23 protein-coding genes are annotated in these 25,845 nt (G+C 40.0%); 12 read left to right on the top strand and 11 right to left on the bottom strand.

Translation table 11 applies throughout. From position 1 onward, the window contains the following. Positions 1–12: 12 nt before the first annotated feature. Positions 13–900 (bottom strand): alpha/beta hydrolase, encoded by an 888-nt coding sequence (locus J8M00_RS09450; protein WP_211010018.1) that lies wholly within the window; start codon positions 898–900, stop codon positions 13–15. Positions 901–1,108: 208 nt separating this feature from the next. On the opposite strand from J8M00_RS09450, the gene J8M00_RS09445 reads away from it, so the two are divergent. The 8 genes from J8M00_RS09445 (at position 1,109) to J8M00_RS09410 (ending at position 7,421) form a co-directional block, all read left to right on the top strand. Further along, positions 1,109–2,101: a D-cysteine desulfhydrase family protein gene (locus tag J8M00_RS09445; protein WP_211010017.1), complete on the top strand. Its 993-nt coding sequence runs from the start codon at positions 1,109–1,111 to the stop codon at positions 2,099–2,101. Between the two features lie 214 nt (positions 2,102–2,315). Further along, on the top strand, positions 2,316–2,819 hold the full coding sequence (gene def / locus J8M00_RS09440) for a peptide deformylase (protein ID WP_211010016.1): 504 nt from the start codon (positions 2,316–2,318) through the stop codon (positions 2,817–2,819). 144 nt (positions 2,820–2,963) lie between these two features. Beyond that, a complete protein-coding gene (locus tag J8M00_RS09435) occupies positions 2,964–3,386 on the top strand; it encodes a DUF3574 domain-containing protein (protein ID WP_211010015.1) in 423 nt (140 codons plus the stop codon). Between the two features lie 3 nt (positions 3,387–3,389). Continuing rightward, positions 3,390–3,776, top strand: coding sequence for an MmcQ/YjbR family DNA-binding protein (locus tag J8M00_RS09430; protein WP_211010014.1), 387 nt, complete (start codon positions 3,390–3,392; stop codon positions 3,774–3,776). Between the two features lie 102 nt (positions 3,777–3,878). Continuing rightward, the gene (locus J8M00_RS09425; RefSeq protein ID WP_211010013.1) at positions 3,879–4,505 is read left to right on the top strand and encodes a LysE family translocator; all 627 of its coding nucleotides are present in this window, start codon (positions 3,879–3,881) and stop codon (positions 4,503–4,505) included. Positions 4,506–4,675: 170 nt separating this feature from the next. Next, positions 4,676–6,547 carry a DUF885 domain-containing protein gene (locus J8M00_RS09420; RefSeq protein WP_211010012.1) on the top strand — a complete coding sequence of 624 codons (1,872 nt, stop codon included), beginning with the start codon at positions 4,676–4,678 and terminating at the stop codon, positions 6,545–6,547. A gap of 334 nt (positions 6,548–6,881) precedes the next feature. Next, positions 6,882–7,064, top strand: a complete 183-nt coding sequence (locus tag J8M00_RS09415) for a hypothetical protein (RefSeq protein WP_211010011.1) — start codon at positions 6,882–6,884, stop codon at positions 7,062–7,064. 90 nt (positions 7,065–7,154) lie between these two features. Then, positions 7,155–7,421 carry a hypothetical protein gene (locus tag J8M00_RS09410; RefSeq protein WP_211010010.1) on the top strand — a complete coding sequence of 89 codons (267 nt, stop codon included), beginning with the start codon at positions 7,155–7,157 and terminating at the stop codon, positions 7,419–7,421. Between the two features lie 50 nt (positions 7,422–7,471). Here J8M00_RS09410 and J8M00_RS09405 read toward each other — a convergent pair whose 3' ends face one another. The 3 genes from J8M00_RS09405 to J8M00_RS09395 all read right to left on the bottom strand — a co-directional run bounded on the left by J8M00_RS09405 (position 7,472) and on the right by J8M00_RS09395 (position 9,141). After that, complete coding sequence (locus tag J8M00_RS09405; protein WP_211010009.1) at positions 7,472–7,672, bottom strand: hypothetical protein; 201 nt, start codon at positions 7,670–7,672, stop codon at positions 7,472–7,474. Between the two features lie 112 nt (positions 7,673–7,784). After that, positions 7,785–8,387 (bottom strand): LysE family translocator, encoded by a 603-nt coding sequence (locus tag J8M00_RS09400; protein WP_211010008.1) that lies wholly within the window; start codon positions 8,385–8,387, stop codon positions 7,785–7,787. Between the two features lie 577 nt (positions 8,388–8,964). Further along, positions 8,965–9,141: a hypothetical protein gene (locus J8M00_RS09395; RefSeq protein ID WP_211010007.1), complete on the bottom strand. Its 177-nt coding sequence runs from the start codon at positions 9,139–9,141 to the stop codon at positions 8,965–8,967. Between the two features lie 500 nt (positions 9,142–9,641). On the opposite strand from J8M00_RS09395, the gene J8M00_RS09390 reads away from it, so the two are divergent. Together J8M00_RS09390 and J8M00_RS09385 are read left to right on the top strand one after the other, a co-directional pair. Beyond that, complete coding sequence (locus J8M00_RS09390) at positions 9,642–9,869, top strand: hypothetical protein (protein WP_211010006.1); 228 nt, start codon at positions 9,642–9,644, stop codon at positions 9,867–9,869. A 1,026-nt stretch (positions 9,870–10,895) separates the two neighbouring features. Beyond that, on the top strand, positions 10,896–11,126 hold the full coding sequence (locus J8M00_RS09385) for a hypothetical protein (protein ID WP_211010005.1): 231 nt from the start codon (positions 10,896–10,898) through the stop codon (positions 11,124–11,126). Positions 11,127–11,699: 573 nt separating this feature from the next. On the opposite strand, the gene J8M00_RS09380 is transcribed toward J8M00_RS09385, so the two are convergent. Continuing rightward, positions 11,700–12,638, bottom strand: coding sequence for a hypothetical protein (locus tag J8M00_RS09380; RefSeq protein ID WP_211010004.1), 939 nt, complete (start codon positions 12,636–12,638; stop codon positions 11,700–11,702). Between the two features lie 297 nt (positions 12,639–12,935). On the opposite strand from J8M00_RS09380, the gene J8M00_RS09375 reads away from it, so the two are divergent. Continuing rightward, positions 12,936–13,625, top strand: a complete 690-nt coding sequence (locus J8M00_RS09375) for a sel1 repeat family protein (RefSeq protein WP_211010003.1) — start codon at positions 12,936–12,938, stop codon at positions 13,623–13,625. 231 nt (positions 13,626–13,856) lie between these two features. Here J8M00_RS09375 and J8M00_RS09370 read toward each other — a convergent pair whose 3' ends face one another. Together J8M00_RS09370 and J8M00_RS09365 are read right to left on the bottom strand one after the other, a co-directional pair. Then, on the bottom strand, positions 13,857–14,693 hold the full coding sequence (locus J8M00_RS09370; protein WP_211010002.1) for a hypothetical protein: 837 nt from the start codon (positions 14,691–14,693) through the stop codon (positions 13,857–13,859). Positions 14,694–15,240: 547 nt separating this feature from the next. Further along, positions 15,241–15,564, bottom strand: a complete 324-nt coding sequence (locus tag J8M00_RS09365) for a hypothetical protein (protein ID WP_211010001.1) — start codon at positions 15,562–15,564, stop codon at positions 15,241–15,243. A 360-nt stretch (positions 15,565–15,924) separates the two neighbouring features. On the opposite strand from J8M00_RS09365, the gene J8M00_RS09360 reads away from it, so the two are divergent. Next, on the top strand, positions 15,925–18,084 hold the full coding sequence (locus tag J8M00_RS09360) for an alkaline phosphatase family protein (RefSeq protein ID WP_211010000.1): 2,160 nt from the start codon (positions 15,925–15,927) through the stop codon (positions 18,082–18,084). Positions 18,085–18,171: 87 nt separating this feature from the next. Here the strand turns inward: J8M00_RS09360 and J8M00_RS09355 are convergent, their stop codons facing one another. From J8M00_RS09355 to J8M00_RS09340, 4 genes are read right to left on the bottom strand one after another with little or no spacing between them, the layout of a single operon-like run. Further along, positions 18,172–20,721 (bottom strand): hypothetical protein, encoded by a 2,550-nt coding sequence (locus tag J8M00_RS09355; RefSeq protein ID WP_211009999.1) that lies wholly within the window; start codon positions 20,719–20,721, stop codon positions 18,172–18,174. Further along, complete coding sequence (locus J8M00_RS09350; protein WP_211009998.1) at positions 20,714–21,193, bottom strand: hypothetical protein; 480 nt, start codon at positions 21,191–21,193, stop codon at positions 20,714–20,716. Before J8M00_RS09350 ends, J8M00_RS09355 begins: the two co-directional genes overlap by 8 nt. Before the next feature lie 18 nt (positions 21,194–21,211). Beyond that, positions 21,212–24,049, bottom strand: coding sequence for a sensor histidine kinase (locus tag J8M00_RS09345; RefSeq protein WP_211009997.1), 2,838 nt, complete (start codon positions 24,047–24,049; stop codon positions 21,212–21,214). After that, positions 24,050–25,351 carry a KAP family P-loop NTPase fold protein gene (locus J8M00_RS09340; protein ID WP_211009996.1) on the bottom strand — a complete coding sequence of 434 codons (1,302 nt, stop codon included), beginning with the start codon at positions 25,349–25,351 and terminating at the stop codon, positions 24,050–24,052. Between the last annotated feature and the right edge of the window lie 494 nt (positions 25,352–25,845).

Here is a 25,845-nt window from a genome sequence, read left to right as displayed (position 1 = left end):
TGACGCAGAGACTTAGTCGTTACTTGAATCTTCTTCGTTCTCTTTTGGGCATACTGTCGGGTAGCATTTAAATACTTCTCTTAAGCCACGAAATATACCGATATGTAGTACAGAACGGTGATTCTCGTCATGGGTAATGTCGTAGCGGATTGTCGTTGAGTCTGTATCAATTAAGAGCTTTGCGGTGTCGTCAATGGCATTGATATGTGCTAAGTATAGCGCTTGATGCTCAGGTGGGATATTTTCTTCATGAGCTGCCACCATGTACACTGAAAGTACGCTTTCCTTGAGCGTGTCTTGTGCATCGTTTACCCATTTTGCAACAATGCTGTTGTCCCACCACAGTGATGGGTCAATAGCGACATAGCCCTTAAATAGTGGCTGTAATTGATCCGACAATAAACTGGTGATGGTAAACAAGCCGCCTAAGGAATGACCAGATAGCACTCTAAAATCATCGGTTCTGTATGTGTTATCTACAAATGGGATCACTTCATCTTTTATAAAGGTTTCAAGTTTGAGGCTTTGTCCAGAAACCTCAGGTGTGGGGCCATTTTTTGGTACTGTTGGTGTTAAATCTCGAACTCTATGGTGGCGAGTATTGATCGCAACTAAAATGGCCTGCGGCAGCATGTTGGAGCGCTGTAAAAACCACATATTGTGGCCCGTTAAGTACTGCAAGTTTTCGCCATCGGTGGTGTAAACAACAGGGTATTGCTTATCACTGTTTTCTGGTGCGTGGTAGTCTTCCGGTAGAATAACCCAGACTTTTCGCGCTTCACCTAAAACAGCTGACTGGATTGTATGCTCGGTAGGTAGATGCTCATATTTGTAGTCAAGGTAAGAGGCTTGAGCAAACAAGCTCAATACGCACAGTAGTGCAAAAGCAATATGCTTCATAAGTTAACTCCTTTGTTTTGTTATGAGTAGGACGAAGATACCAAGCATATTTTTAACTGGCGTAAAGTTATTGGTGTTGTGGAGTGTGGTGAACGTATTATCTAGGTTTGTCGACATATGAAGAGACAGAAAAGCTGGTAACAGTAATTTATTGTAAAGACACGCAATCTAGGTAGACTGACATCAGTGTATTTAGTTGGATATGGTTATGGATAATCGAAAAATTTTGCAAGATTTCCCAAAAGCTGAACTGGGTTTTTTCCCAACACCGGTTGTTAAGCTCACTAATTTGTCTCGCCATTTAGGTGGCCCAGAGATTTTAATGAAACGTGACGACTTAACAGGCCTAGCCTTGGGAGGGAATAAAACCAGAAAGCTAGAATATATTCTTGGTGATGCGTTAGCCAAAGGATGTGACACCGTCGTAACGGCGGGGGCACAACAATCGAATCATTGCAGGCAAACTGCGGCGGCGGCAGCAAAACTTAATTTGTCATGTCATTTATTGTTAGGTGGCGATAAACCTGAGGAGTCTACGGGGAACCTACTGCTCGATACTTTATTTGGTGCCCAACTCCATTACTGTAAAGACAATCGCAAAGGGGAAGATATTCCTCGCTTTGTAGAAGACTTGAAATCTCAAGGCTACAAACCTTATGTGATCCCATACGGCGGCTCAAATGAGCTTGGAGCGATTGGGTTTGTTGAAGCGGGCTTTGAACTGGCGGCGCAAATAGACACTGATACGTTAAGTCATGTGTTTTTCGCCTCCAGCTCTGGCGGCACGCACGCTGGGCTGATGATTGTAAAGTCTATGCTTAAACATCAATATATGCTTACGGGTATTCAAATTGATAAAGCTGAATCGAGCGCTGGAGAATTTAAGCAAAGTGTATTGGCTCTGGCAAATTCAACATCAGACGCGCTTAATTTAAACCAAGTATTTAACTCAGAAGACGTGATATTGGATGATGGTTATCTTGGCGCTGGCTATGGAGTACTGAGTGAGCCCGAAAAGTCGGCGATTCAACTGTTAGCAAAAACGGAAGGGATACTATTAGACCCTGTTTATACTGGAAGGGCATTTGCAGCAATGGTGGATAAAATAGGCTCAGGTGAACTGGTCAGTGGTCAACAAATTCTGTTTTGGCATACCGGCGGAGCCCCCTCAGTGTTTGCTTACGCTGATAAGCTACTTTGAACGTATAACAGGACATACAATGCGTGGACTTAGGTGTTTTTCTCAGCCCTGTGGGTTGGTTGCATTTGTTATTAGATTACGATAACTTGGCGGCGCTGGTTTGATCCCCCAGCACTAAAGCACTTCATTGTTCCGTGCATATAGACCCTCTTTTTACAACAAGGCGGTTTGCCTGTTGATTTTCAAAATATTTAAACGAGTAATTAAACTAACTATGGCTGTTTTAGAAATTTTAACTGCACCAGATCCAAGATTAAAAATAAAAGCAAAAAAGGTAGAAGATGTTGCGTCTATCCAGGCATTAATTGACGACATGCTAGAGACCATGTATGCGACAAGCAATGGTATTGGGCTTGCTGCGACACAGGTTGGTAGAGAAGAAGCGGTCGTGGTGATCGATATTTCAGATGAGCGAAACGACCCATTGATTTTGGTAAACCCAGAAGTGTTTGAAGGTAAAAATAAAGAAAAAGGCCAAGAGGGCTGTTTGTCTGTACCAGACTATTTCGCTGAAGTTGAGCGTTTCACTTCGGTCACTGTAAAAGCGCAAGACCGCGACGGCAACCCAATTGAAGTTCAAAGTGATGAGTTTTTAGCGATTGTCATGCAACATGAAATAGACCACCTTCACGGTAATTTATTTATCGACTACCTATCGCCGCTGAAGCAAAAAATGGCGATGAAAAAGGTGAAAAAGTACCTTAAATTGCACGCTTAATTGCTGCACGTATTAAACGTAAAAGCAGCATGTTAACGCTGCTTTTGTCGCTGCGGTTGTCGGGTCGGTGCTCGGCTAGAACGTATATTATGGTTTTAAAAGCTTAAACGACTCTTACAAATATGAACTCAAAAGGAGTATGAGGTGAATTACAAAAGCGTTATAGGACTAGTTTGTTTCATTATGTTGTCAGGATGTGTGAATCCCACCAGTACAATTCACGCAAAAACGTCTCAACCAGCAGCCATTCAACCCCAAAGTACAGGCATTAAAATGTATTTTGGTTTATCAATTCCGACAGGTGGCGTAGTTACGCCGCAGCAGTGGCAACAATTTGAGTCAAACCAAGTGGCAAACACGTTTACCGGGTTTAGCGTTGCTGACTCTGTGGGCTACTATAAGGGAAAAAAGGAACATGCAAAGGTCATTACAATATATAACGCATCAGCAGCAGATATTGAAGCGGCCAACAAGTTAGGCAAACAGTATGCTCAATTATTTAATCAGGATTCTGTGTTGGTGGTATTGATTGACGTTGCCCAGATCCAATTTGTCACCAAGGATTAAAACATGTCTATAGATCGCGCTGTTCATGATTATTTAATGGCAAAACCTTTCAGTGACGTAAGCCAGCCTTTTGGTGAAGGGGTGGATGTATATAAAGTTAAGGGCAAAATGTTTGCCACGCTTTCGCCTGAAAAAATGCGTAGTACTCAGTCTCAGAATACGACATGGTGGTTAAACTTAAAATGTGATCCCCATGAAGCCTTGATGCTCCGAGATATTTTCGATGCGGTGATACCGGGTTACCATATGAACAAACAACATTGGAATACAATTATATTAGACGGTACTGTGCCCAAAGGTGAAATAGAGCGAATGATCGACAACTCCTATTTACTGGTGGTGAAAAAAATGCGTAAAAGTGAGCAAGATGCAATCATGCTACATTTGTAATTTGTTGCTCTAGCTTTCCTCAAGTTGATAATTTCAAAGTAAATTTGAACTAAATATAAACAGCAGCCTCTAATGTACACTGTACAATCAAGGAGGTTTTCCATGTTCCCTATCGACGTTTTTATTGCCTATACATCAGCGTGTATTTTGTTAGTTATCTCACCGGGCCCAGATAATATTTTGGCCATTGCTAGAGGCGTTAGCCAAGGTAAGCTCGCAGCCTGTGTTTCTGCCAGTGCGTCTGGCGTTGGGATCTTATTTCATGTTTTTGCGGCAACGGCTGGCCTAACGCTATTGCTGCAAACATCTACCGTAGCTTTTTACGTCGTAAAGTTCATTGGCGCGAGCTATCTCATTTGGTTGGGCATAAAAGTAATTCGTAATCAAAACTTGATTGCTATTGAGCCTGTTAAAGCCAAACCTTTAAGTTCAATTTTTGCGACAGGTTTTTTATCTGCTGCTTTAAATCCCAAGCCTGGCATATTTGTACTCGCGTTTGTCCCGCAGTTTGTAAACCCAGCGCTTGGCAGTGTATCTCTACAAATGTTGGGATACGGTGTTTGGTTTGCGTTACTGACAAGTATTGGCTTTGCACTGATGGGGGTATTTTCAACTCAACTTAAAAACATCCTAAAAAATCGACCAAAAGTGTTGCAGGGTTTAAACGTTTCCGCAGGCGTCACCTTTGTTAGTTCAGGTCTGGCTGTTGCGTTAATGAAACAGCGATAGTTCAGGGTTATCAATTATTTAGACGTCGTTTTTTAAATAACTCAATGGTGTTGTATCTGGGGAATTTCTGTAACTATTTTCATCTTTCGTTACAAATTACCTTTGTAATTGGTTGGCCTACTTGAGGTTTTTATTTAGTGTATCTGAAAAAGTTCCAGGAGAGACGAATAATGTATAAATCAATTCTCGCGATTTCAGTTGCCGCTATTTTGGCTGGATGCCAAGCAAGTAATGTGAATTCACAGGCTAACCCATCAGCTACACAGGTTCAAAAAAGCGTACAAGTTAGTGTAGAAACAGAGTCGCAAAGATTAAATGCGTGGTTTGCAGACAAATACGAACAACAATTACAAATGAGCCCAATGACTATGACCATTTATGGTCGTAAGGATAAATACGACGAAATTGATGATGTTTCATTGAAGGCGGATAAACGCAATTTAACTTGGTTGGCTGGTACAGTTGCAGAGCTTAGGTCTCAATTTGATTACAGCAAGCTAGACGCTGAAGCAAAGATATCCTATGACCTGTGGATATACGATTATGAGCAAGAAAAGCTAGAGTTTAAGTTTTCAGAAAACGAATATGTGTTTAATCATATGTTTGGGATCCAGTCTTGGTTTGCTCAATTTATGATTAACTTCCACAAGGTTGATACGTTGGAAGACATGCATGCCTACAATAGCCGTTTAGTTAAGGGTTCTGAGGCACTAGAGGAGCTACTTGAGCAAGCTCAGCAAAAAGCTAAAAAGGGCGTAAGACCGCCTAAATTTTCCTATGAAGGTGTGATCACACAGTCAAAAAACATCATAACGGGTGCACCATTCTCTGATAGCGAAAATGATGCGCCATTGTGGGCAGATGCGAAGAAAAAAGTTCAAAAGCTAGTTGATGATAAAAAAATCACACAAGCTGAAGCAGACAAAGTGTTAGGTGATACTAAATCGGCGCTCACAGGCGTGTTTAATAAGAGCTATTCGAATTTGATTGATTGGTTTGAACAAGACATGGCAAATCTACAACAGCAAGATGGTTATGGCGTTGGCGATCAACCTAATGGTAAAGCGTTTTATAACTACAGACTTGCCAACCAGACTTCAACGAGCTTAACCTCGGATCAAATTCATCAAATTGGCCTTGATGAAGTTGCACGTTTACAAAGGGAAATGCTAAAAATCGTCAAGCAGGTTGGATTTAAAGGGTCATTGGAAGAGTTTTTTGAGTTTTTCCGTAATGATCCGCAGTTCTTCTATGAAAACAACGATTCAGGAAGGCAAGGGTACATTGACGATTCAGTCGCGTATTTAGATGGCATTAATGAAAAGCTGCCGGAATATTTTGGTATATTGCCTAAGTCAGAGCTGGTGGTTAAACGCGTTGAGTCTTTCCGCGAGCGCCCAGGTGCAGCTCAGCACTACATGCCAGGCACAAAAGATGGTTCTCGTCCGGGCGTATACTACGCTCACTTAATTGATATGACGAGTATGCCGAAGAATACAATGGAGTCAATTGCTTACCATGAAGGTAACCCTGGGCACCATATGCAATTATCAATTGCTCAAGAGCTTGAAGGGATCCCAGAGTTTAGAACAAAAGCGCACTTTACTGCTTACTCTGAGGGATGGGGTTTGTACTCTGAGCAACTCGCGAAAGAAATGGGCGCTTACCAAGATCCGTACAGTGATTTTGGGCGCTTATCAAATGAAATGTGGCGTGCGGTAAGGCTTGTTGTCGATACTGGCATTCACGCGAAAGGGTGGTCTGAAGAGAAAGCAGTGTCTTATTTCAAATCGAATGTGCCAATTCAGGAAACAGCCGTTCGATCAGAAATACGCAGGTATATGATCATGCCTGGCCAGGCTGCTTCCTATAAAGTTGGCATGATTAAGATCTTAGAGTTGCGTGAAAATGCCAAGCGTGAACTTGGAAACAAGTTTGACATCAGAGGGTTCCACGACACGGTATTAGGCGGTGGCGCAATGCCATTGTCTATCCTCGAAAGACGCGTTAATGATTGGGTTGAAGAGCAAAAACGTTCATAAATAACCCGAAAATTCATTAAACCATAAAAATGCACACGTTAAAAAGCGTGTGCATTTTTTAGTGGTAGCATTTTATTTGGCTCTAAAAGCATCTCGATTTTTATATTATTTTTCAAAATATTTCGATTATTAATTAAATTATGCTCAAATTGTGTACAGTTTTTGACAGGTTTAGCATAAGGCCGTGTGTAAAATATATTCGTTAAAAAACCGTTAGCTGTTAATGCTAGCTTTTTAAAGCAAAAGGAATTGCGTGTGCGCGTTAGTGTTGGCTAACTCGTTTCTTTTGCGTGCTGGCGACGCAAACGGAGTATAAATAATAGGGATTAAAATAATGAATGAATCAACAAATACAGAGTCAGCAGAAAAGCAGTTGGGTACCTCTTCACAATTTGAGCAATATCAATTATCTGGCAAATGGCTGAAAAGATTTAACTTACTGAAAAAACTTGGAGCGGATTCTCAATCTATGTTTTCAATTATGAAAACACCGGAATATAAAGGCCTATCAAGCTAGGACAGGATCAGCGTTTCACTTAATTTCTTTGTGTTGTTTTTTGGACCTCTTTATTATTTTTTCAAAAAAATGTGGATGAAAGCTGGATTTATGTTTGCGAGCATTTGGGTATTCAATGGCTTACTCACTGTGCTTGAAGGCATACTAGGCTTTACTTTTCCGGCGATTATTTTTTGGGTTGTGCCGCATGCAGTCTGCGCACAATTTGCATGTTATGACTATTATAAACACGTAACCGCTGAAGAAAAAATATGGACTGAAGTACCCGAGTTCTTCAAAAAGCCTGTCGGTATCATTTCTTATTTAGTCGCTTCGTTTGTATTTTTAATGGTGTCGGTCGCATTAACAACGGCATAATGCCATTTTGAAAAGGGGCAAAGCTGCCCCTTTATGTATAAAATCTGCGTTTAACACATTACCGTGTTACACGTATTGCAGGTTCTTTCTCTCACTGTATTACAGTGTTGGGTAACATTTGTTTCGGTACATATTGTAGTTATCCAATCATTTGTAAATCCACCTGCGACCATAGGTGTTGCATCTTTACCAACCGCGTGTGCATTTTTGCTTAGTTGCTTATAGTTCTTTTTAACTAGCTTTAATTTCATAAGAATCCTGCCTTAATTACTTTTTATGATTGACTTTATAGGTCAATAAAATGTTATTTAAATTAACATTAAATGTAAATGTTTATTTATTGAAATAGTAAACTATTCCAATTCAATCTAGCGGAATAAATGTAGGCACAATTGATGCTACCAATACGAAAGCGAGTACGAGATTGAGTGCTCTAAAGTATTTTGGGTGTTTTATTAATTTAGAGAGCTTAGTGCCAACCAATAACCAAGATAAAATACATGGTAAATTGATTAAGCTAAAAACCACAGCAACCAACACCACTGAACTAAAGTGTGTTGAGGGTGTATAAATGGTGATGGCAGACAGTGACATTGACCAAGCTTTAGGGTTGATCCATTGAAACATCACGGCTTCGAAAAAGGTCATAGGTTGCGCAGTAACATGTGACTCAAATTCAATCGGTGTTGTGCTGGCTACTTTAAACGCAAGGTACAGTATGTATGCCGCGCTTAGCCATTTTAAAACTTCATGCAGCACAGCAAAACGTGTAAACAGCTCACCGATCCCTGCACCAACGAGCAATATCATCGCAGCGAAACCGAGGTTTATTCCTAAAAGTAAGCGAATACAGCGCCTTGTTCCAAACGTTATGCCTGAGCTGAGCAATATCAAGTTGTTTGGTCCCGGTGTGATTGACGATACAAAAGCAAATAAGCTCAGCGCGTAAAGTAGTTCATAAGTCATAGTTTGAATCTCTCGTGGATTGGTAAATCAATTTTAGTGATGAATAAACACAACTATTCAGCGTAATTGGAGGTGGTTGCAGGTTTTTACACAACTATATTTAATAGAATCATTGAAATGCGAATTTATCTTGTGCTTAATCGTGGCTGGCAGGAAAAGGTTGCTGTCATACCACCAGAAACTTGCATTGTGGCAACAAGCGACGGGCATAGGCTAGTGACGAACTTAATGCTATCCGCATGTGGACATAGTTAAGTTTATAAATTTGTTTCCGTTTTAGATAACTCCAATTTGTGAGGATACACAATTTTAATCTTTTACGCGCCTTTACTTAACATTCTGGCTTGCTTTGGAATTTAACTGCTAAAAAAATAGAAGACAGCAATTTCAATCTAAGTAGCTTCTTCTTAATGGACACCTCGAGTCTCAATAACGGACTTCCGTTAAGCATTATGATGAGGTGTCCAACTAAACCAGAATCAAAACCCTTTGCAACTCGATTAGCTGTTCACTAAACAGTTGCGATCTGTAGGCCTAAATGGGCAGTGATACCGAGTGGGGTGGCAAATTTACCAGATCAGCAAAATCGGCCGAATCCGCTTGGGTTACAGGTTTGTTGTGGTGCTCCCGGAGGGCCTATGTGGCTATGGCATGTCCAGGTTCCACCTCCAGCAACAGCCGGCGTATTGTTACCTTGTAAAACTTGTTTTTCAGACAGCGATTTGAGCTTTTTACTACTTAATTTTAATTTCATTATTTTTATCCTTAATTTAATTCGACGTACCGTAAGTACCCAATAACCATAAACTGTTTGAAGATGCATTGTCAAATATTGGATACAATATGCAAAAAGCGATTGCTTAGGTGCTACTGACCATTACTACTAACGTGAGACATGTTTAATTGAAGTTAGTATCTAGCTCTTTTTATCAATCAATTAAAGAAGAATAGCAGGATATTCATTTTGATTAATGAGCGATTAAAATTGCAGAAGATTGCATAGTGGCAGTTATGTGACAGTGCTGAGTTTTATAGAAGAAACGCTGAAATCGATGTCAGGAATTATGTGACCAAAGTAGATTTTATCTTAGGTTTAAACTTTGAAGGCAAAGATAAGGCCAAAAAGAGTGCAATACTCTAAGTTGGCAAATTAAAAACGATAAAAATATAAACTTATTAATAAAATGACAACAATGGTTGCAAGTTAAAATGAATCGAGTAATAATGGTGTTGCATTTCAATTAAGGAATTATTATGAAACTTAATATACAAAAGAAAAAACTAAAACAATTATCAAAGGACAGCAATACAATTAGCCCTGCTATGACGCCAAAAATCGGTGGTGGTGTATTAGAGCCAGATACTGATCGTTGTCAAACACACAGATACTTTTGTGGTGATTACACTATGAGATGTTCTGGCGGCGGTGGTTCAGTGTCTGATGGTCACCCGACTACAATGGCATTAACTTGCCCTTGCTAAAATAGCCTACAGTATTACTGTAAGTTAATTGTGTGGAGCAATTTAAACTTGCTCCACCATGTGTTACGAAATTGTTTGTAAATTCACCATTGCGAAAAAGTTTATATTTTAGCCAAAAAATTCTGTACACCTATTTTTTACATAAGCGCAGCGAAGATAGTGAATAAATAATATGGTAAGTTCTTTTTAATTTAGATAGCTGTTACAACTGTATCGTATTTTTTCAAGAGTACGAATCCCCCTTCTTTTGAACATTGTAGGTCAATTCTCCTCAAGAAAGTTTTTAGTTAAAAAGTTACTAAAGAATGTCGTTCTCATTCAGTAATAAGCAATAGTTCAGGGGTTTTGACGCCTTAAAATTCAATAAAATAGACTTGTTTCTCTTTCTCGTATCTACATTCCAATTACGTTAGCCCTTTGTGCACTGTAGCCAATAAAAATAGCCTAAATTTTGATCTTCATTAAATATCCGTGACACCTTAGTTATATTCGAAGTGAAAAGCGTGTCAGGCACGTTTAATACAGGGTATACCGCAACAATAATATGAGAGAAGCAACTCAATACTTATTTAAAAAACCTGAGATTTAGCGCAGCTTTTCATTTGTGCCCTTAGAGGCATTCGACGGGTACCAGATTGACTGATACATAGTGATTGGAGCATCTTTCAAGGTGAATACTCATAACTTTCGTTATTTACACCTTCAGTTTGGCGCATTGACGCATATTTTGGAGGGGCTATCTCATTGCCTGAATAAATCTTAGACAAGAAAGTGTTTTAATTTTCTGTTTAGAGAGTAAAGGGTCTAACGTTAATGCGTTTATATCTTTAGTTATTGTTTTTATTTGATTTATTTTAATTTTTAGTTGGGTTTTAGAGTGGTATCTTTGTTAATTTTATTAATAAGTAAAAACATTGGACATATTTATTTTTGTTGCTATGATTAATTTTCACCCAATGTGTGGGTGGTTTTTGTTCGTTAAGAGTGCTTGATTCGAGTTCAATTAAATTAAATAAAGGAATAACCATGAAAAGAACAGTTTTATCTAAAGTTACGTTAACTAGCCTTGCTGTATTATTTTCAGCCAGTGTTTTTGCTGGGACTTCTACTTGGATAGGATATGCTAAAGATGCTGCTGATGCAGCAAATCGAGCGCGAACAGCTAACCCAAATTCCTGGGTGCATAGTTGTAAAAACGTTGGTGAAGCAGCTCCTTGGCTTTATACTTGCACTGTGGTTAGTCGTAATTACAACTAGACCTACTTTTGAGCTTTGCCGTATCTAAAAATTAAAATATGGTACGAAGTCTTGTTTAGGAGCCAGCAAGTAATACCAACGTATTTAACGAAGATACATGTAAATACTTGTGTTATGTCAAGCTAAGTAGCTATATCGGGGCAGTTTTTACTGCCTCATTATTATTTATTCATATAGCCGTATTTCGATGACTAATCACTTGTGATCACTGGTTGCTCGGACATATAACCGGGAATAACGGGTAATCAGTTCCCTAAATCGCTTTGCGTCTAGACTTTTTTTTAGAAACTATGGATTTGAGCTTGCTACGCAGCACAACATCTAGTCGGGTTCAATGCCTTTGTCATGACCAAACTTTCGAATCAACAAACTGAATTACTTGATATGTGTTGTTTGACGTTTTGGTGGGTATGGGTTGGAAGATATTAAGAAGCTAGGATGTGAACAAAGCCTAACTTCTTAAAGGTTATTCAATTTTAATCGTCTGTTCTGTTGCCTCTACTAATATCATAAAAGCTTGAATTGGACGTCCTATGCGCTATTTGGCATGTTGAATAACAACATGCGCATGCGTTAGTTTATGAATTTAAAGTCATCGAATGACATTACTAACTCTTCATCAGAAGTATCTATGCCGTGGCCATAAATACCCGCTTTGAAGTTGTGTTTGCCGTTCGCTGCGCGAGTGGGCAAATGATGAAATAATTGGCCATCTTTAGAGAAGTGTGTCCAAGTGCCACCTTCTGGCTTTATTGCTGCTGAAAACTCTCCGTTTTGCTCACTCCAAAGTACATGTGAATACGCAACATACCAACGTCCGACTTCAATAGGGATGATGGTATCAGCAGACCAAGAAGCGATGCTGTTTCCTTTGTTGTCGCATATGCCTGAGTAATGGATTTTATTGCTTGGCTTAGCACAATGCACTTTATGCTGTAGTGATATTGCAGGTCGTTCATTTGCTTGCGGGTATCTGGCAATAACAAAGCTCATCATAGGTGCAACAGGGTAAGCTGCATTTGATGGCGGACCATATTGCATAAGAGTTGAATAACAAATTGATGGCGAGTTCGGTGCTTTTACTCTGCATCCTTTGTTCCAAATTCTGTCTACTTTAAAGCGAAATGTAATTTGTGTTCGCTGTCCGTCGATATTAAGGTAATCTGGGTGAGTGTCATATCTATCTGGGGAATAGAACAGTTCCGCTCTATGGCAATTAATACCATAATTCTTACACTGTGATTCTTCTGCGTGATGACTATAGATCTTTGCGTACCAGTTATTGGTATTTGCATCATACTCTCGTGTTACAAGACCACCATAGTTGTAAATTGTGTTTGGATTGTATCCTGTTTCATAATCTTGCACTTTCCAAGGGCTATGTTGCACGTTTGGTGACCTTACCTTGTCAAAAGGCGAATCAAAGCCACCGTTTTTAAATGGGATATCTGACGCGTAGCTCGTAAAAGCCAATGTTGAGCTAGCCGTTATCATAAAAATCATTCTAAGCATTATTTTAAAATTCCTGTTTGCAATTGGTTATCCATTAATCAGTGGAATGTTATCGTAACATTCTGAGAAAGTGAATCAATGTGAGGTGTATGTTAACTCTTTTTGTTCTTAGGCAATAAACTTTTATTGAAGGGCAGTAAGCAAAGACTTCTTATCAAAAAAAACTTAAAATCTGTCTGGTAAAGTTGCAGAGTTAATGCTTTTTTAATCCAAAGGTATGGATAACGCTATTCATTTCCATATTGAACAGATAAATCCCAAAGGATGAATTAGCCTAGTTTGATTTAGGAATAAGTAATGAAGTTTATAGTTTTATTGATTTTAATTGTGACAACATCTGTGAATGCACAGGAAAAAGATCTTGCTGAAGAATATTATAAAATCGCAGATCAGTATTATAAGCAAAAAGGAAGTAAAGATTTCTCGCCAAAAAAAGCTTACAACCTGTTCCTTAAAGGAGCTGAGTTAGGGCATATCCCCTCCAAAAATATGGCATATGTTGTATTCAATGTTTATCCAAAAACGTTGTTACCGCATATGGAAGAAGCAGTTCATCACCTTGTCGATGCGGCGAAAGCAAATAGCAAACAGGCTCAGTTTAATGTGGGTATGATTTTGACTCAGGGCAGCTATATGGAGAAAAATGTCAATTTAGCCAACAAATGGCTTTATAGTTCAGCTTTGCTAGGTCTCAAGATTGCACATGTTTACCACGGAATAAATCTGGTCAATCAGTATATGCCACAAAAAAATGAGCTAAAGCTCTCTAAAGAAGAGTATGACGTTGTTGTAGGGGAGTTAAGTCACGCGATAGAATTAAAAAATGTGGAAGGCATTGTGCAGTTGGCTCGCTTTGAGTTTGTAGAAACGGGCAACCTTAAAGAGGTAAGAAGGCTTACACAGTTAGCTTTGGATATAGGAGGAGAGGACGCACTTGCTCTTTTAAAAAGTACTGAGTTTTGGGACGTTATCAACGAAGACAAATAGGGGGTGTTAACATTGATATGACCTTAATAAGCATTTGGCTTATGCATATGTTTGACTGTTCCACATTACTCTCATTGATAGTCAGTGTTCTTTTAATCTAGTAAACCTATACAGTGGTTATACAAAATCAACTATCGGGCTAAAAGCTGAGCCAATCGCTCTTGACTCAGCATAAAGGCAACTCTTTTATCTCTATTACTTCAGTCCTTAAATTTGCACGAATACAGCTTGTTACTTATAAAGCTCTAGCTCGCCTAAGCTAAGATAATTACCTAGGTCATTTGAGACATCGAGACGATAAAACTGGTAATGTGCCTTTGACTCTAGACAATATTCCGACATCGCTGGGAAATCTGGCTTATCTCCTGATCCAATAGGTGCCCAAACCTGCTTATCGTTACTGCCGTATAGCTTCCAGCTTGTGGTGACCCAAGTTGTGGCAGAATTATAACCTTGTGCCAGTGCGATTTTAGATACTGCTTCTGCCTGTGGCAATGTAACGTAAATAGACTCTTGTTTTTCTTTGGAGAACCAAACATGACTGTAGCTATAAACCACAACGCCGTCACTGAGGTTACTAATATTCCCATGGCTGGTTGTTGCGACTTCAAAAGAACTGATATTGACCTTTTCATCTGCCAATTGGCAAGCGCGGTTAGGAACCGTACCATCACCTATGGTTAATTCAAAGTCGCCACTTTGTTCAGTAGTATCTACCCAATGCCCATACCAACCATTGAAGTCTAGTGAAGGAGTACCATAATAAGTGGCTTTAACGCCGCTTTCATTAACCACATCAAAAGTAATGTATTTGGTACTGTCAGCGGTATTAAGTTGAGGCTGAGTATGGTGAATCTGGTTTCCAGAAATAATACTGCCTTGACTGTCGGTGGCAATAAAGTACGTGCCTCGGAAATCGGGTGTAAATGTTGTTAACTTGTCCTGCGTCAGTACATTGTCCCTGATACTGTCTTGTTTTAAGAACAACTCACTACTTTGCGCAGATACAGAGCAAGTAACGAGCACCAGAGTACTCAAAAAAAGGTTTGGCTTATTATTGGTAAACATATTAACTCCTTAAAATTATCCTTGTTTACAGGTTCAATTATATGAGAACCCCATGTGTATTAAAAAGGGTTTTCAGTTGCTTTTATTTTAAATCTAGGGTGGTAAGGTGTAATTTAACCTCCATGTTAAGGTCGGTTTAGGAAATAAATATTATCGTTAGATAAAAACTAAACAGTTTTCTTTGTGATGCGCTCAATTTTCCTCAAGTTGAGCGCGGCTATACTTAAAAGTACTTTTTTTATATGCGAGCTCACGTAGGGATTATTTTTAATTTGGAAAGGAAGGGGTATTACTTGATTTCTCGATGAGTTGTCTTATTGTCACTCAAGTAGGTGGACCATACACTGTGTTTTTAAGTAGTGAATTGACATTAAATCTTTGTATTTAAGTCGCTAACCCCATCTAAAAAAGGTTCAACTATCACTCGTTTTTCACTTTCTAACCGCCACATAGGCTTTGTTTTCGTGACTAAGGGAGATTTCTAAACTCAAATTTTTATTGGAATTTAGAAATCATAATTTGATGCGTTTAGATTTTACCCTAGTGATTAATCATTAAGGTAAACACCAACTATATTACCAAATGGATTGCTTGTACTATTTACACATTTGTCGAATTTTACTCTGACCTTTTTTCCTGTGGTTTGTGCAGTAAGTAGCACTGAGAAAATTGCATCATATTTCTTATGTGATGGACTCAAGTAGTAAACAGAGGTAGAACAACCTGTTGCTGGTAACTGAACATACGTATCTCCGTTACTGTTGACAATATGTAGGTTTACCGGCACAGCAGCAGTCGTTGTACCCGGAGTGTTCATACCTGCATAGCTAAAGCCTGATGCTAATAATAGAGGTAAAAGTAGCTTTTTCATTTTAGTCCTTACTTATAAATTTGTCCTGATTATAGGTGCATTACCGTTATAGTCACGTAAAATAATTAAAATTATCGGGATATTTTAATCAAGACCTTTATTTAACCATTTTATGGCAACTTAAATACAAGAGTCGAAGGCTTTAAATGGAAAACATCAGGCCGCATTTTTATAGCACCGTCATCCAAGCATGTGTGCTCTTCAAATTTCTTCAGAAAGCATCGAAAGTATATAGTACTAACTACCCTGCGAGTTTTACTAATTCATCCCACTGTCATTTCCAAATAACGATTTTGCAATACATTTCACGTAGATTCTGGACTAGACCAGACTGGGTCTTTATTAGAAAGGAAATTTACAATGACGATAAAAGACAAATGCGGTAGGGGCGTGATAGGCGCCAAGAAAACCGTAGCAAATTTATGTGTAGGGCTATTTGGGGCAATGCTCAGTGGACAGGTGTTGGCGAGTTCTCACTCATTATTAATAGCCATTGATGGACTCCGGGGTGATGGTATAGAAAACGCAAGTACACCAAACCTAGACAAGTTAATTGCCGGTACGTGGGCTGAGGGCTATCAAGGTGCTTTCGCATTTTATGCGCAAACCATGAAAGACGCTGCGCCAAATAGTGGCCCCAACCACGTTGGTATCATGACCGGCGTGACAGCTAAAAAAAGTGGTGTTACCGGTAATTCTGACGTCCATACGGGCAGATATGCACAATATCCACATTATCAAAGCCTGTTAGAACGCCACAGTGCCAGCCTCAATACTGCTTATTTAGTTACCTGGTCTACAGATATGCAAATAGCAAACGAAGCGGATCTAAAAATTGACTCCAATGACGCTGGAAACGTCAATAATGCTTTGAAAATAATCAATGGTACCTATGAGTCTAACAACTGGCCTAAAGGCACTAGACCAGATTCCATTTTCCTATTTTTAGACGATGTAGACGGGGCTGGGCACGCATGTTGTTTTACTGCATCGGATACAGGCTACGTGGACGAGATTGCAGATGTTGATCGTCAAATAGGGATTTTGTTGGATGCTATAAAAGCTCGCCCAAATTTTGCAGAAGAAGATTGGCAGATTGTCATGACTTCAGATCACGGTGGCCGAGGATCTTCCCACGGTATTCATGCAGCAGACAATTACACAATCCCATTTTTAGTGGCATCAAAAACCGCAAAGCAAGGCTACCTGAGCGGAATACCGAAAAACTATGATGCCGCTCCAACTGTGCTTGCGCATCATGGTCTGTCAGTGCCAAGCAATATGGATGGCGAGGTTAGGGGTCACAGCGTGCAAGCACAAGCACCTGAGAACATTGAGACCGACTTAATTACATATTTACCGTTTGATGGCAACTATGAGGATAAATCAGGGAATCATATTCATGCAAAAGTGGGCGGTGGCAGCCCTGAAATTAATTCGGGCGGCAAGTTTGGCCAATTCGTGGCCATTAATGGCTCGCAAGAGTACTTGTCTTTAGGCAGCCCAGTTGAAATGGACTTTGCATCTGCACGCGATTTTACCTTGATGACTTGGTATCGAGTTAGTGGAGATCAGCAAGGTGATCCAGTGATCGTCGGTAATAAGAATTGGGATAGTGGCAGTAATCGAGGCACATTGTTACTTGCCAACGAAGGGAATGGTGATGATGTAGGGATAAATATCGCTTCAACGTCGGCTGATCGAAAAGATATTGATCCCATTGACTATACCTTCAATGGTTGGTGGTTATTGGTAGCCACGTTTGACCGTGATGGCAGCGCAACCTTGTACGCAGGGAGCCCGACTGGGCAACTAAATATTATATCAGGCAGCATTGAAGATGTAGGCGACATTAGTTCTTCCCTCGATTGGAATATAGGACAAGATGGAGCTGGTACTTACAAATATAATTTGAAGGCGGATTTGGATGATTTTGCAGTTTGGGGACGTGCGCTGACACTGGATGAAGTGCGTGCGCTGTACAATGGCGGCAGCGGTACAGAAATCAACAAAATTTTGAACAATGCGCCGACGCGTTATTTAAATTCGAACTCTTCAGTGACAGAAGGTCAGGATTATCAAGTCATAATCACGGCGGTTGCAAACGGACAAACTTGTGGCCTAGAGTGGGATGCAACATTAAGAAGCCGCGAGCGCAACGCGAAGTGGGATTGCGCTGGGCGAGCTGATCCGTTGACATTTCAAGTGAATAAAGTCACAACATCAGGGTCGGTAAAAAAAGTGTCAGGCTATTTGGTTGCTCAAGGTGGTAAAGGTGCACTAGAGTGGGATGCAGATAGTGTATCGAATGAACGAAATGCAAAGTTTGACGAAGGAACAAGTGGAGACTATCTCACAGTGACACTCCAGCCCAATGAAAATGAGACCAAGATTTCAGCTATCGCCTACGGTCGCGAGTGCGGTCTTGAGTGGGATGCAAAGCTGTCTGGTGGTGAGCGTAATGCGAAGTGGGATTGCCACCCACGCAGTGATTCAGTGAGAATTCAATTGATTGATTAACATTGAAATCGATTAGCACAATGCAGTTTTAAATTAAAAAGCCCCGAAAATACACATCGGGGCTTTTTAATTTATGGTTTGAAGATTTTAAAAAGGCCGATAACGTTTTAAAAACGCTTTTACTTCAGGTAGCGCTGCATATGCCATCACATCAAAATAACCAAGCGGCGCGGTGCCGGTTTCAATCCAAATTAGTTGCGACAACTCACTTTCATGAACTTGCCCGTCTTGGATCATTCTATATAGAGATTCCGAAGGGCTAAGCTCTCCTTCAACGATTTTATCGTTGCTATAGGGGGTTGTTGTTTCACTGCAGTGGTTGGTATGTAAGTCCGACCAAAAGGACTTTTGTTGACCTATCCAATCTCTGATATTGACGTTCATTTGATGGTAAAAGCTGTCACTGAGCATTTGCATAGAATGCAGTAATTGCTTTCTATTTGGCACTTTAAATAAAAGCTGGGGACTATTTTTATATTTATCAGTTATGTTTTCTAAATGTAGTTTTCCCCCTGATTGGATCAGGCGAAGAACTTGCAGTAGTGTTGGTAAATTTTCTGTTGCAGTCAATTTTATCCAATGCGTATTTTCATATTGATACTCAGTTGCCAAATCACCATTTAAAGTGTTGGCGGTACTATGAAAATGGCAAAGAAGACCTTCGGCTTGAATCGCTTTGGGGTTCTCAATTAATGTTGAAGATGGGTGCCATGGTAATACCAAATCACAAAGTAGCAGCATCATGGCTGTTTTTTCAGAATCTCTGGTATAACGGTCTGGCAGGTAACTCATGTTGTGAAATAGAATCGCTCTGGCAGCCGGTTTGATCAGATCTCTAATCACGAGCTTTTTGCGTTCATCGGATTGGATTTGATTGTGGTCATGCACATGTTCAATCAATATATAGGCGCTTGAAATACCTTGTTTTTGTAATGGTAGCGTTTCAAAGTGAGAGAGAGACTCAAGTTCCCTTGATTCAATTAACCCAATTTGAGCAAATTCATCATGGACTTTTTGCCAGTTCATTTCAGTGCTACTGTCAACGTTTTCAAGCATCCCTAAATCATGGAACAGGGCCGAGATTGCGAATGTTTTTTGAAGGTTATCTGCAATTTTCCCCTTGTTAGACAGCATATATTGACCAAAGATGTATACGTCAATAATGTGTTGGCAGTGTTGCAGCGCAAAGTTGAGTGTTTCTGACGATTGACTGGCGTGTAAGCTATTTTCGAGCGTTCTAAATAGAGAAATGGGTAAATACAATTCTAAGTTTTCACGACAGTGCATTTTTATAAGCCGTAACATACTCATTGCAAGGTCAACTGGGAAGCTTCTAAATCGATAACCGTCAGAAAAAATGGTTCTAGCTGACTCAGTAATAACAAATGCCAAGGCACATTTCTCGGGCTCTATAAACTGATAATCTTTTTTATCCTTTATTTTCTCTAACACCTGAAATACTAGCCAGAGCATGAGATAACCCCGTTTTAACGGCGTTTTTTCGCGAGCTTGAAGCAATCCCAGATGTTTCAAGTAGATGTTTAAACCGTCGTAAGTCGTTGCTAAGAGCGTTTGAGTGCTAGATACATCTCTTTTTCCGAGTCGCACTTGCAGCCACATGGCTAGAGGCTTTATATGTTTGTCTACATTTTGCAGTTTGGAGTCAAGGTGCTTGTTTTCATTCTCGTCTTCATGGTTAGTAAAAAAGGCAGCAAATAAACCTACCAGGTTTTTATATCGTTTGAGCTTTTTTCCGTCGTGTTCCTCAGTGCTGACAGAGCTGATAAGGTCGACTGTTTGTTTGAGAGTATCGCGGTGCTCTTTTAAACAAATATCAGCACCTTTGGTAAAAAAGCGTTCCAGTAAAAGTTGCCGCCAAACGGTTAATAAAATAGGAATGCTAATGTCCGCCCAATATTCTACTGGGAAGTCCATATCCGCCCAAACTTTAAGCTTTTTGTTGAGGCTTTTAAATTTTGTTATAGGCCAAGGCACAGACGAGTTGTATTTCGAAAGTGTATAAGTCCGTATTGCTGGTGCCATTTCGGGCCACTTTCGAGCTTTATAAGCTCGCCAAATAAGATAGGTTATCTCAATATCTGTATTTAACTTATCTTTTAACTGGTTGGCTATCTCTACGGCGTTGTTTTCGTCATAAATTTGAAGTTGCCAACAGGCTGTCAATCGCGGTGACTGATTACTAGGATCAGAAGTGAGTATACAATTAAGTACAGATAATTTGCTGTCAACGATAGATTCAGTGACATACCATTTAAAATAGATCGACTGAGCGCTCCCTAACATATGCGTGGAAGCGTCACTCTTAGACGCATTGTTGGCTAGTTGGTTTGACTTTGCGAAATATTCAAAAATTTTATCTATGCTTGTTTCCAGCTGGTGTTTATTGGGGTAAAGCTGTTCTACTTTTTTGGTTATATATGGAATACTCTTATTGCTGAGTCCAGGCATAGAGAAAGCGACGGTTGCACTTATGACCTGCTCAGGTATCACAAAACATAGCACTCTAGCAAGCTGCGACTCAATATCAGAGCTTGTGTAATTTTGCAAAAAATTATTGTTTAACGCCTTAGTCAACTTTGCTTTTATATCGTCTGTTTTAATTATCTGCTCAGTCATGGTGCTTACCGATTTCTAGGCTACGAGTGAAATTTAATAGTTCCGCTTCTTCAAGGGGCTTAGTTGTGCGCTTTATTCTCCCGTCACAAAGCTGGTTAATTGTTTTTTGAACGTCACCGTCGTAAAAACCAGAGATAATAAGTATGGGGGCGGTTGTATTGGATTCTTTTGGCTTAGGACAAGCTTTGAGCTTTTCGAGTAATTCCAGCAATTGCTGATCCAAATGTACTCGCTGATTCTTTAGCCAGCAAATAAATAAAGTCCCCATCCAAACCACTAAATCAGAATCTATAGGCTGGCTTTTATCTTTGATTTGCTGATCAAGTAAAATACCATCGTAATAATGTTGATTAAGCAAGTTAGCAGCTTCCGGTATGGTCGTTGCCCAATCAAGAGTAAAACCTTCTTCTTCTAGCAACATGGTTTCAAAGAAAAAGTTTTCCTTTTCATCATCAATCCACAGTAGTCGCATTGTTTTCTCCTTAAATTTTTATCCGCGCCAATAATGTAAAAAAGTGGCTTGGGCAGTTATTACCGCCTTATTGTTATCGCTTCTCAATGGTGTGCTTTTTAGGGTGAGTTGACCGTCAGGGTGTGCGTTAATAAGCGATGTTGCCAATGGCAAACCAATTCCTTGTCCGCTGATGTTTCTGTGCATATTATCTCGCTCGCCAAAACGCATAACCTGCTTTAATTGGTAGTCACTTAAGGCATGACTTACGTTACTGATCTCTATGACTAACTTATATTTAATCGTCGAGACCCGAACAAAAATATTATGATTTTCAAGGGTGTACTTAACTGCGTTATCCAGTAAGTTGCCGATGGCAATGTCCAAACTTAATTCATCAAAAGTAAATTGATCCGGTGCGGTATATTCAAATTCAATCGCAGCGCCTTTTTCTGCTGCCCAGTCTCGGTATCTGTCTATCCAGCGCTCAAAACATTCCCTGAGATCTGTCTCTTTTCTATCGAGTTCTATCTGTTGATCCATCAATACTCTTTGAAATTTTTGCCAACTTTTAACTAGAAACTCGTCCCTTTTTAATAACCTAAGCTGTTTTTTAATGGCTTTGTCATCGGGGGCATGCTTGAGGATCAAATGAGCAAACCCTTTTGCTCTGGACACCAGCCCCTGTGATGGGGCCAAAATAGCATGACGAAAAACACCCATATCAGATCGCCATTGAATTCGCATTGCTTCGTGGTAAATCACCTGCGATAGCTCTCTGACTATTCGGTATACTTGCTCCGCTTCCCATTGTGTAAAAGCACGATTGTGTGATGTGACTACTAAAAAGCCGCGAACAAGCTGGCTACCATGGATAGCGATACGAGTGACCATACTGTGCATACCCAGTGCGATTAATTTGCCATTTGCTCTTTGAAAAGCATTCTTTTTAGGTTTAATGAGAAAATAGTTTTTGTTGCTGGGGAATATTCTTTCCAAGTATTTAACGGTTTTTATGTAATCGACAGATGTCATTTGCTGGGTCTGTTTGGACGCTCCAGACAATATAAGTTGGCCCATTTCATTATTTACCATAAGCTCAACGTGACAGTCACGTCGGATATAGGTATCGACTAAGTGTTTTGTTCGCGCGATAAGGCAGTTGTTGAGGTCCTGCCCAGAGAGCTGCATTAACTCATCCATAACCTCTGGCAACTTTGCAAACAAATGGTGCTGCTGAAATTCACACCATTGTATAGCCGTGGCTGCAAGCAGCTTGTCGGCCAGCTGCTGTTGAAATAACCCAATAACTCTGTTTTGAGTAAGGAGTTTTATCATACCAATCAAAGCAACATCACTTTGAGTAGATTTGATCTTTGGTTCAAAAAATAAGGGGTGATATAACCAAGAACGAATTTGCTTCCAACCGAGCTCATGACTAAGACTATCTAATTTGCTTTTATCGAGACAGCGACCAGCATCTTCGTCTGTTTTTGGGATAAGACAGGCTTCACATTTATTGATTAAATAAGCCGATGTAGAACCTTGCGCAACACCAAAATCGATCAAATTAAGTATGTCATTTCCACTTTGACAGCGCGCTTGTGTTACTTTACCTGATTTGACTGGCTCGTAGAGCAATGCCGCTTCTGCACCGGTATACTTGCAGAGTTGATCTAGGGTCCTTGAGTGCAAAGATTCGAGGTCTTGCTCTTGGTTCTGTGCAAAATCATGTAACTCGCTGCTGAACTTTTGTACGCAATAACTTTGGTAATCTTTGAAGTACTCATAAAATCGTTTACCCGATGCCTGTATAAAGGTCTGAGATTTTTCCCTTGCAGCGGAACCGCGCCATCTGTGTAATGCATTAAAGTGAGGTTGATAGGCTTTATCAAACACAGCCAACCAAAGTGAACTGTTTTTGATGTATTTGCTGACATCATTGTGTTCAGGCTCCCACATTTTAAAACAGGCGCGTAGTAGCAGTTCAGATTGTTCATTTTGAGAGATACCCAAGTCTTCTAGCATGAGGTTTTGTATCTCTTCTTGCTCGATTGAATCAATATAAATATCGGAGGTATGCTGCTGTGTTGAACCGTCACAACTCCAATGGCTTATGGTATATAAACGCTTCTTATCAGCGTCGTACTCCATTAAGTTTAGTGAATATGCTTGGATGAACTCACCAACATGCCCGAGTAGTAGTGAGAGCGTTTCAAAGAATGTTTTTTTTACACTGGGTAAGCCAATGAGATCCTTATATGCATTTTCTGCAACATCTTTACGTTTAAGTGCCCGAGAGTGTTCGTAGGCAATATTGATGTGCGCAAAATCACTTTGATATTTGGCTATGTCACAGAGCAAAAACCTGTCTTTCACATTGTCTTCGCCAATATAAAAACAAATAAAGCCGATTAACTTTTGCTCTAAGTTATGAAGAGGCCAAAATAGTCTGCATTTGTCTTTATTGTTTAGCTCACCACACTCAATGCGTGTGCTAGGGAACGATTCCGGGTCGCCATATCCCGATACTTCTACTGGGTCATTTGCTAGGCCACCTATAGTGCAGCGCCAGTAGTCACTGTTCTTTGCGCGCTCGGCAATGACCCACTTTTGGTGTTCGACTAAATGGTTGGTTAAGTGAGGTTCTTCTTCATCGCACAGATAGCGCTCGAGTTTCTGTGTATCTAGTTTCTCTTTCGCTGCGCATTTTAGTTTGACGTAGGGCCCATTTTTGTTAGAAAAATCAATGCCAAAAATACGCCAATGGTCAGCGCCTAGTTTGTAGCATAGACTGTCAGTGAGCTGGCTTAATGTATCTTCTAGTTTATCAGGGCTGAGCAAAGCCCATACGTCATGTCTATTACTTTCTAGCATTTAAACCCCTTTACTGCTGATGAATTCATCGAGAACTTTATAATCTTGAATTCGAGTTTGAAGCCTGTATTCGTATCTGGCACCGCCTTTGGTTGGGCTTTCGTTAAAAAACTCGCGAATATAGGGCTGCTCTAATAGTTCATCTACTGTTGCGTCTTGATTTTCCGAGCGGACACTGTCGTGTTGTAGTGCGTTTTCCACTTGCTCCCAAAAAACGTTAGACTTGGCATGCAAATAGTCTCTGAGAGTTGGCCAGCGGTTGATGGCGGCAAGCCATTCCATAAGCAGTGCTGTGTCAAAGGGTGGGGTTTGGCTTTCCGGCTCATTAGACATAAGCCACTGATAGGTGTTTAAACAGCGTTTTATAAGCCTTAAGTTTGCAAAACAAGGCGTTGAAAAAACGTCTTTCCACTTTTCATCAAATCGCAGTCCGCTATCAGTGTTGTCTTGATCATCGTGATATCCGCCTTGACTCAGTAGCTCTTGATACAATGTATTATGATTAGCCAAAGAGAATCGCGGAATTTGCAACATGATTGGAAAGAGTTTCTCTAAGTACCTTTGGCTATCATAGCTTGAAAGCGATGAAAATTTGCTTCTGATAGCTTGTTGCAAGGTGACCTTGTCCATCGCCACCACAAAACGACACCCTGTATGTGTATGACTACTTACCAATAGCCGTATTTGATCTAGCAGTTCAACAGCGCTTTCAGGGGAACACCTGTCTAAATCATCTATGATGATAATCGGCTTATTATCTTCCCAGAGGGTATTAATCAACTCTTCAAACTGTTCGGTAAGCAGATCAGTTTGAGTTTTAACAGGGGGCTGTGTTTCAACCTGACTAATTGTGTCGAAATCTTTTTGAATATCAGTCAAATTACCTTTAATACCAATAGCACCAAGCATCCCCCTGACACCCAAAGATGCTGCGGTTTTAAGTACAGCTTTAAATGCATTTAAGGCTTGCTGCTTCGCATTATTTGGCTCTGGTTGGCTTTGCCAAATACAGTGCAGCAGTGCAGTCATTAAGCTGCTTTCAGCTTCGTAACGCCATGCGTCAAGCCACACAACGTTTTTATCGTTTAGCTCTTTTTTCAAGCACATTAATAAACTGGTTTTGCCTGAGCCCCAGTCACCACTAAGTAAAATAGGCGCTGTATTGATGAGCTCTGTATTCTGATGGCCTTGCTCAAAGTTGTCGAGTTTATTTAGATTTTCTGCAAGGTAACTGGCGAAGCTTTGCAATTCAGGCCAATTTTCTAAACTTGAAACTGGGGTATCACTAAGAAATCCTTTCATCTCATTACCAATGGTGAATTCAATGTAAAGCTCATACTCCTAAAATAACATTTTTTTTTCAAGTTTATTTTCTATTTAACAATCAAAGAGGTGGCTAAAAATACAGTTTGGATGACTTACCGCAAATAAATGGAGGCTGGATCTTAACGAGGGTTATATTAATGTTGCGGCTTTTTGGTGTACGGGCTTCATAAGAGCCTGATTCGCTGGGGGTGTATTATGAAACGAAGATATATAAAGCTTTTTTAAGCCGAGTTAAAAGCCTCGTCTAAATAGTCTCAGTTACTCTGTATGTAAGAATGATGAGCATGTCTATTGGCAATATTTAACATAATGTTTATCGGTATGCTGAGACAATGATCTAACAAAAATAAATGCAGCTAGTTGGCAAGCTATTTTATAAACCTTGGTTACTTTCCAAAGGCAATAACCTAAGCTCTAAAACGTTGACGATAAGGTCTATTTTTTCTGGTGAAAGAAGAGCATTCCAGTCA

The organism is Pseudoalteromonas luteoviolacea, assembly GCF_018100925.1.
Classification (GTDB): Bacteria; Pseudomonadota; Gammaproteobacteria; order Enterobacterales; family Alteromonadaceae; genus Pseudoalteromonas; species Pseudoalteromonas obscura.
Note: the sequence above shows the minus strand (reverse complement) of the source record. Positions and strands in the feature narration are given on the sequence as shown.

What these genes read in the sequence shown, in the direction of transcription:
- J8M00_RS09420 (WP_211010012.1), top strand. Translation starts at nt 4,676, where the DNA reads ATGTATAAATCAATTCTCGCGATTTCAGTTGCCGCTATTTTGGCTGGA.
- def (WP_211010016.1), top strand. Translation starts at nt 2,316, where the DNA reads ATGGCTGTTTTAGAAATTTTAACTGCACCAGATCCAAGATTAAAAATA.
- J8M00_RS09405 (WP_211010009.1), bottom strand. Translation starts at nt 7,672, where the DNA reads ATGAAATTAAAGCTAGTTAAAAAGAACTATAAGCAACTAAGCAAAAAT.
- J8M00_RS09355 (WP_211009999.1), bottom strand. Translation starts at nt 20,721, where the DNA reads ATGACTGAGCAGATAATTAAAACAGACGATATAAAAGCAAAGTTGACT.
- J8M00_RS09375 (WP_211010003.1), top strand. Translation starts at nt 12,936, where the DNA reads ATGAAGTTTATAGTTTTATTGATTTTAATTGTGACAACATCTGTGAAT.
- J8M00_RS09370 (WP_211010002.1), bottom strand. Translation starts at nt 14,693, where the DNA reads ATGTTTACCAATAATAAGCCAAACCTTTTTTTGAGTACTCTGGTGCTC.
- J8M00_RS09345 (WP_211009997.1), bottom strand. Translation starts at nt 24,049, where the DNA reads ATGCTAGAAAGTAATAGACATGACGTATGGGCTTTGCTCAGCCCTGAT.
- J8M00_RS09380 (WP_211010004.1), bottom strand. Translation starts at nt 12,638, where the DNA reads ATGCTTAGAATGATTTTTATGATAACGGCTAGCTCAACATTGGCTTTT.
- J8M00_RS09395 (WP_211010007.1), bottom strand. Translation starts at nt 9,141, where the DNA reads ATGAAATTAAAATTAAGTAGTAAAAAGCTCAAATCGCTGTCTGAAAAA.
- J8M00_RS09365 (WP_211010001.1), bottom strand. Translation starts at nt 15,564, where the DNA reads ATGAAAAAGCTACTTTTACCTCTATTATTAGCATCAGGCTTTAGCTAT.
- J8M00_RS09410 (WP_211010010.1), top strand. Translation starts at nt 7,155, where the DNA reads ATGTTTGCGAGCATTTGGGTATTCAATGGCTTACTCACTGTGCTTGAA.
- J8M00_RS09340 (WP_211009996.1), bottom strand. Translation starts at nt 25,351, where the DNA reads ATGAAAGGATTTCTTAGTGATACCCCAGTTTCAAGTTTAGAAAATTGG.
- J8M00_RS09350 (WP_211009998.1), bottom strand. Translation starts at nt 21,193, where the DNA reads ATGCGACTACTGTGGATTGATGATGAAAAGGAAAACTTTTTCTTTGAA.
- J8M00_RS09390 (WP_211010006.1), top strand. Translation starts at nt 9,642, where the DNA reads ATGAAACTTAATATACAAAAGAAAAAACTAAAACAATTATCAAAGGAC.
- J8M00_RS09360 (WP_211010000.1), top strand. Translation starts at nt 15,925, where the DNA reads ATGACGATAAAAGACAAATGCGGTAGGGGCGTGATAGGCGCCAAGAAA.
- J8M00_RS09415 (WP_211010011.1), top strand. Translation starts at nt 6,882, where the DNA reads ATGAATGAATCAACAAATACAGAGTCAGCAGAAAAGCAGTTGGGTACC.
- J8M00_RS09430 (WP_211010014.1), top strand. Translation starts at nt 3,390, where the DNA reads ATGTCTATAGATCGCGCTGTTCATGATTATTTAATGGCAAAACCTTTC.
- J8M00_RS09445 (WP_211010017.1), top strand. Translation starts at nt 1,109, where the DNA reads ATGGATAATCGAAAAATTTTGCAAGATTTCCCAAAAGCTGAACTGGGT.
- J8M00_RS09400 (WP_211010008.1), bottom strand. Translation starts at nt 8,387, where the DNA reads ATGACTTATGAACTACTTTACGCGCTGAGCTTATTTGCTTTTGTATCG.
- J8M00_RS09425 (WP_211010013.1), top strand. Translation starts at nt 3,879, where the DNA reads ATGTTCCCTATCGACGTTTTTATTGCCTATACATCAGCGTGTATTTTG.
- J8M00_RS09385 (WP_211010005.1), top strand. Translation starts at nt 10,896, where the DNA reads ATGAAAAGAACAGTTTTATCTAAAGTTACGTTAACTAGCCTTGCTGTA.
- J8M00_RS09450 (WP_211010018.1), bottom strand. Translation starts at nt 900, where the DNA reads ATGAAGCATATTGCTTTTGCACTACTGTGCGTATTGAGCTTGTTTGCT.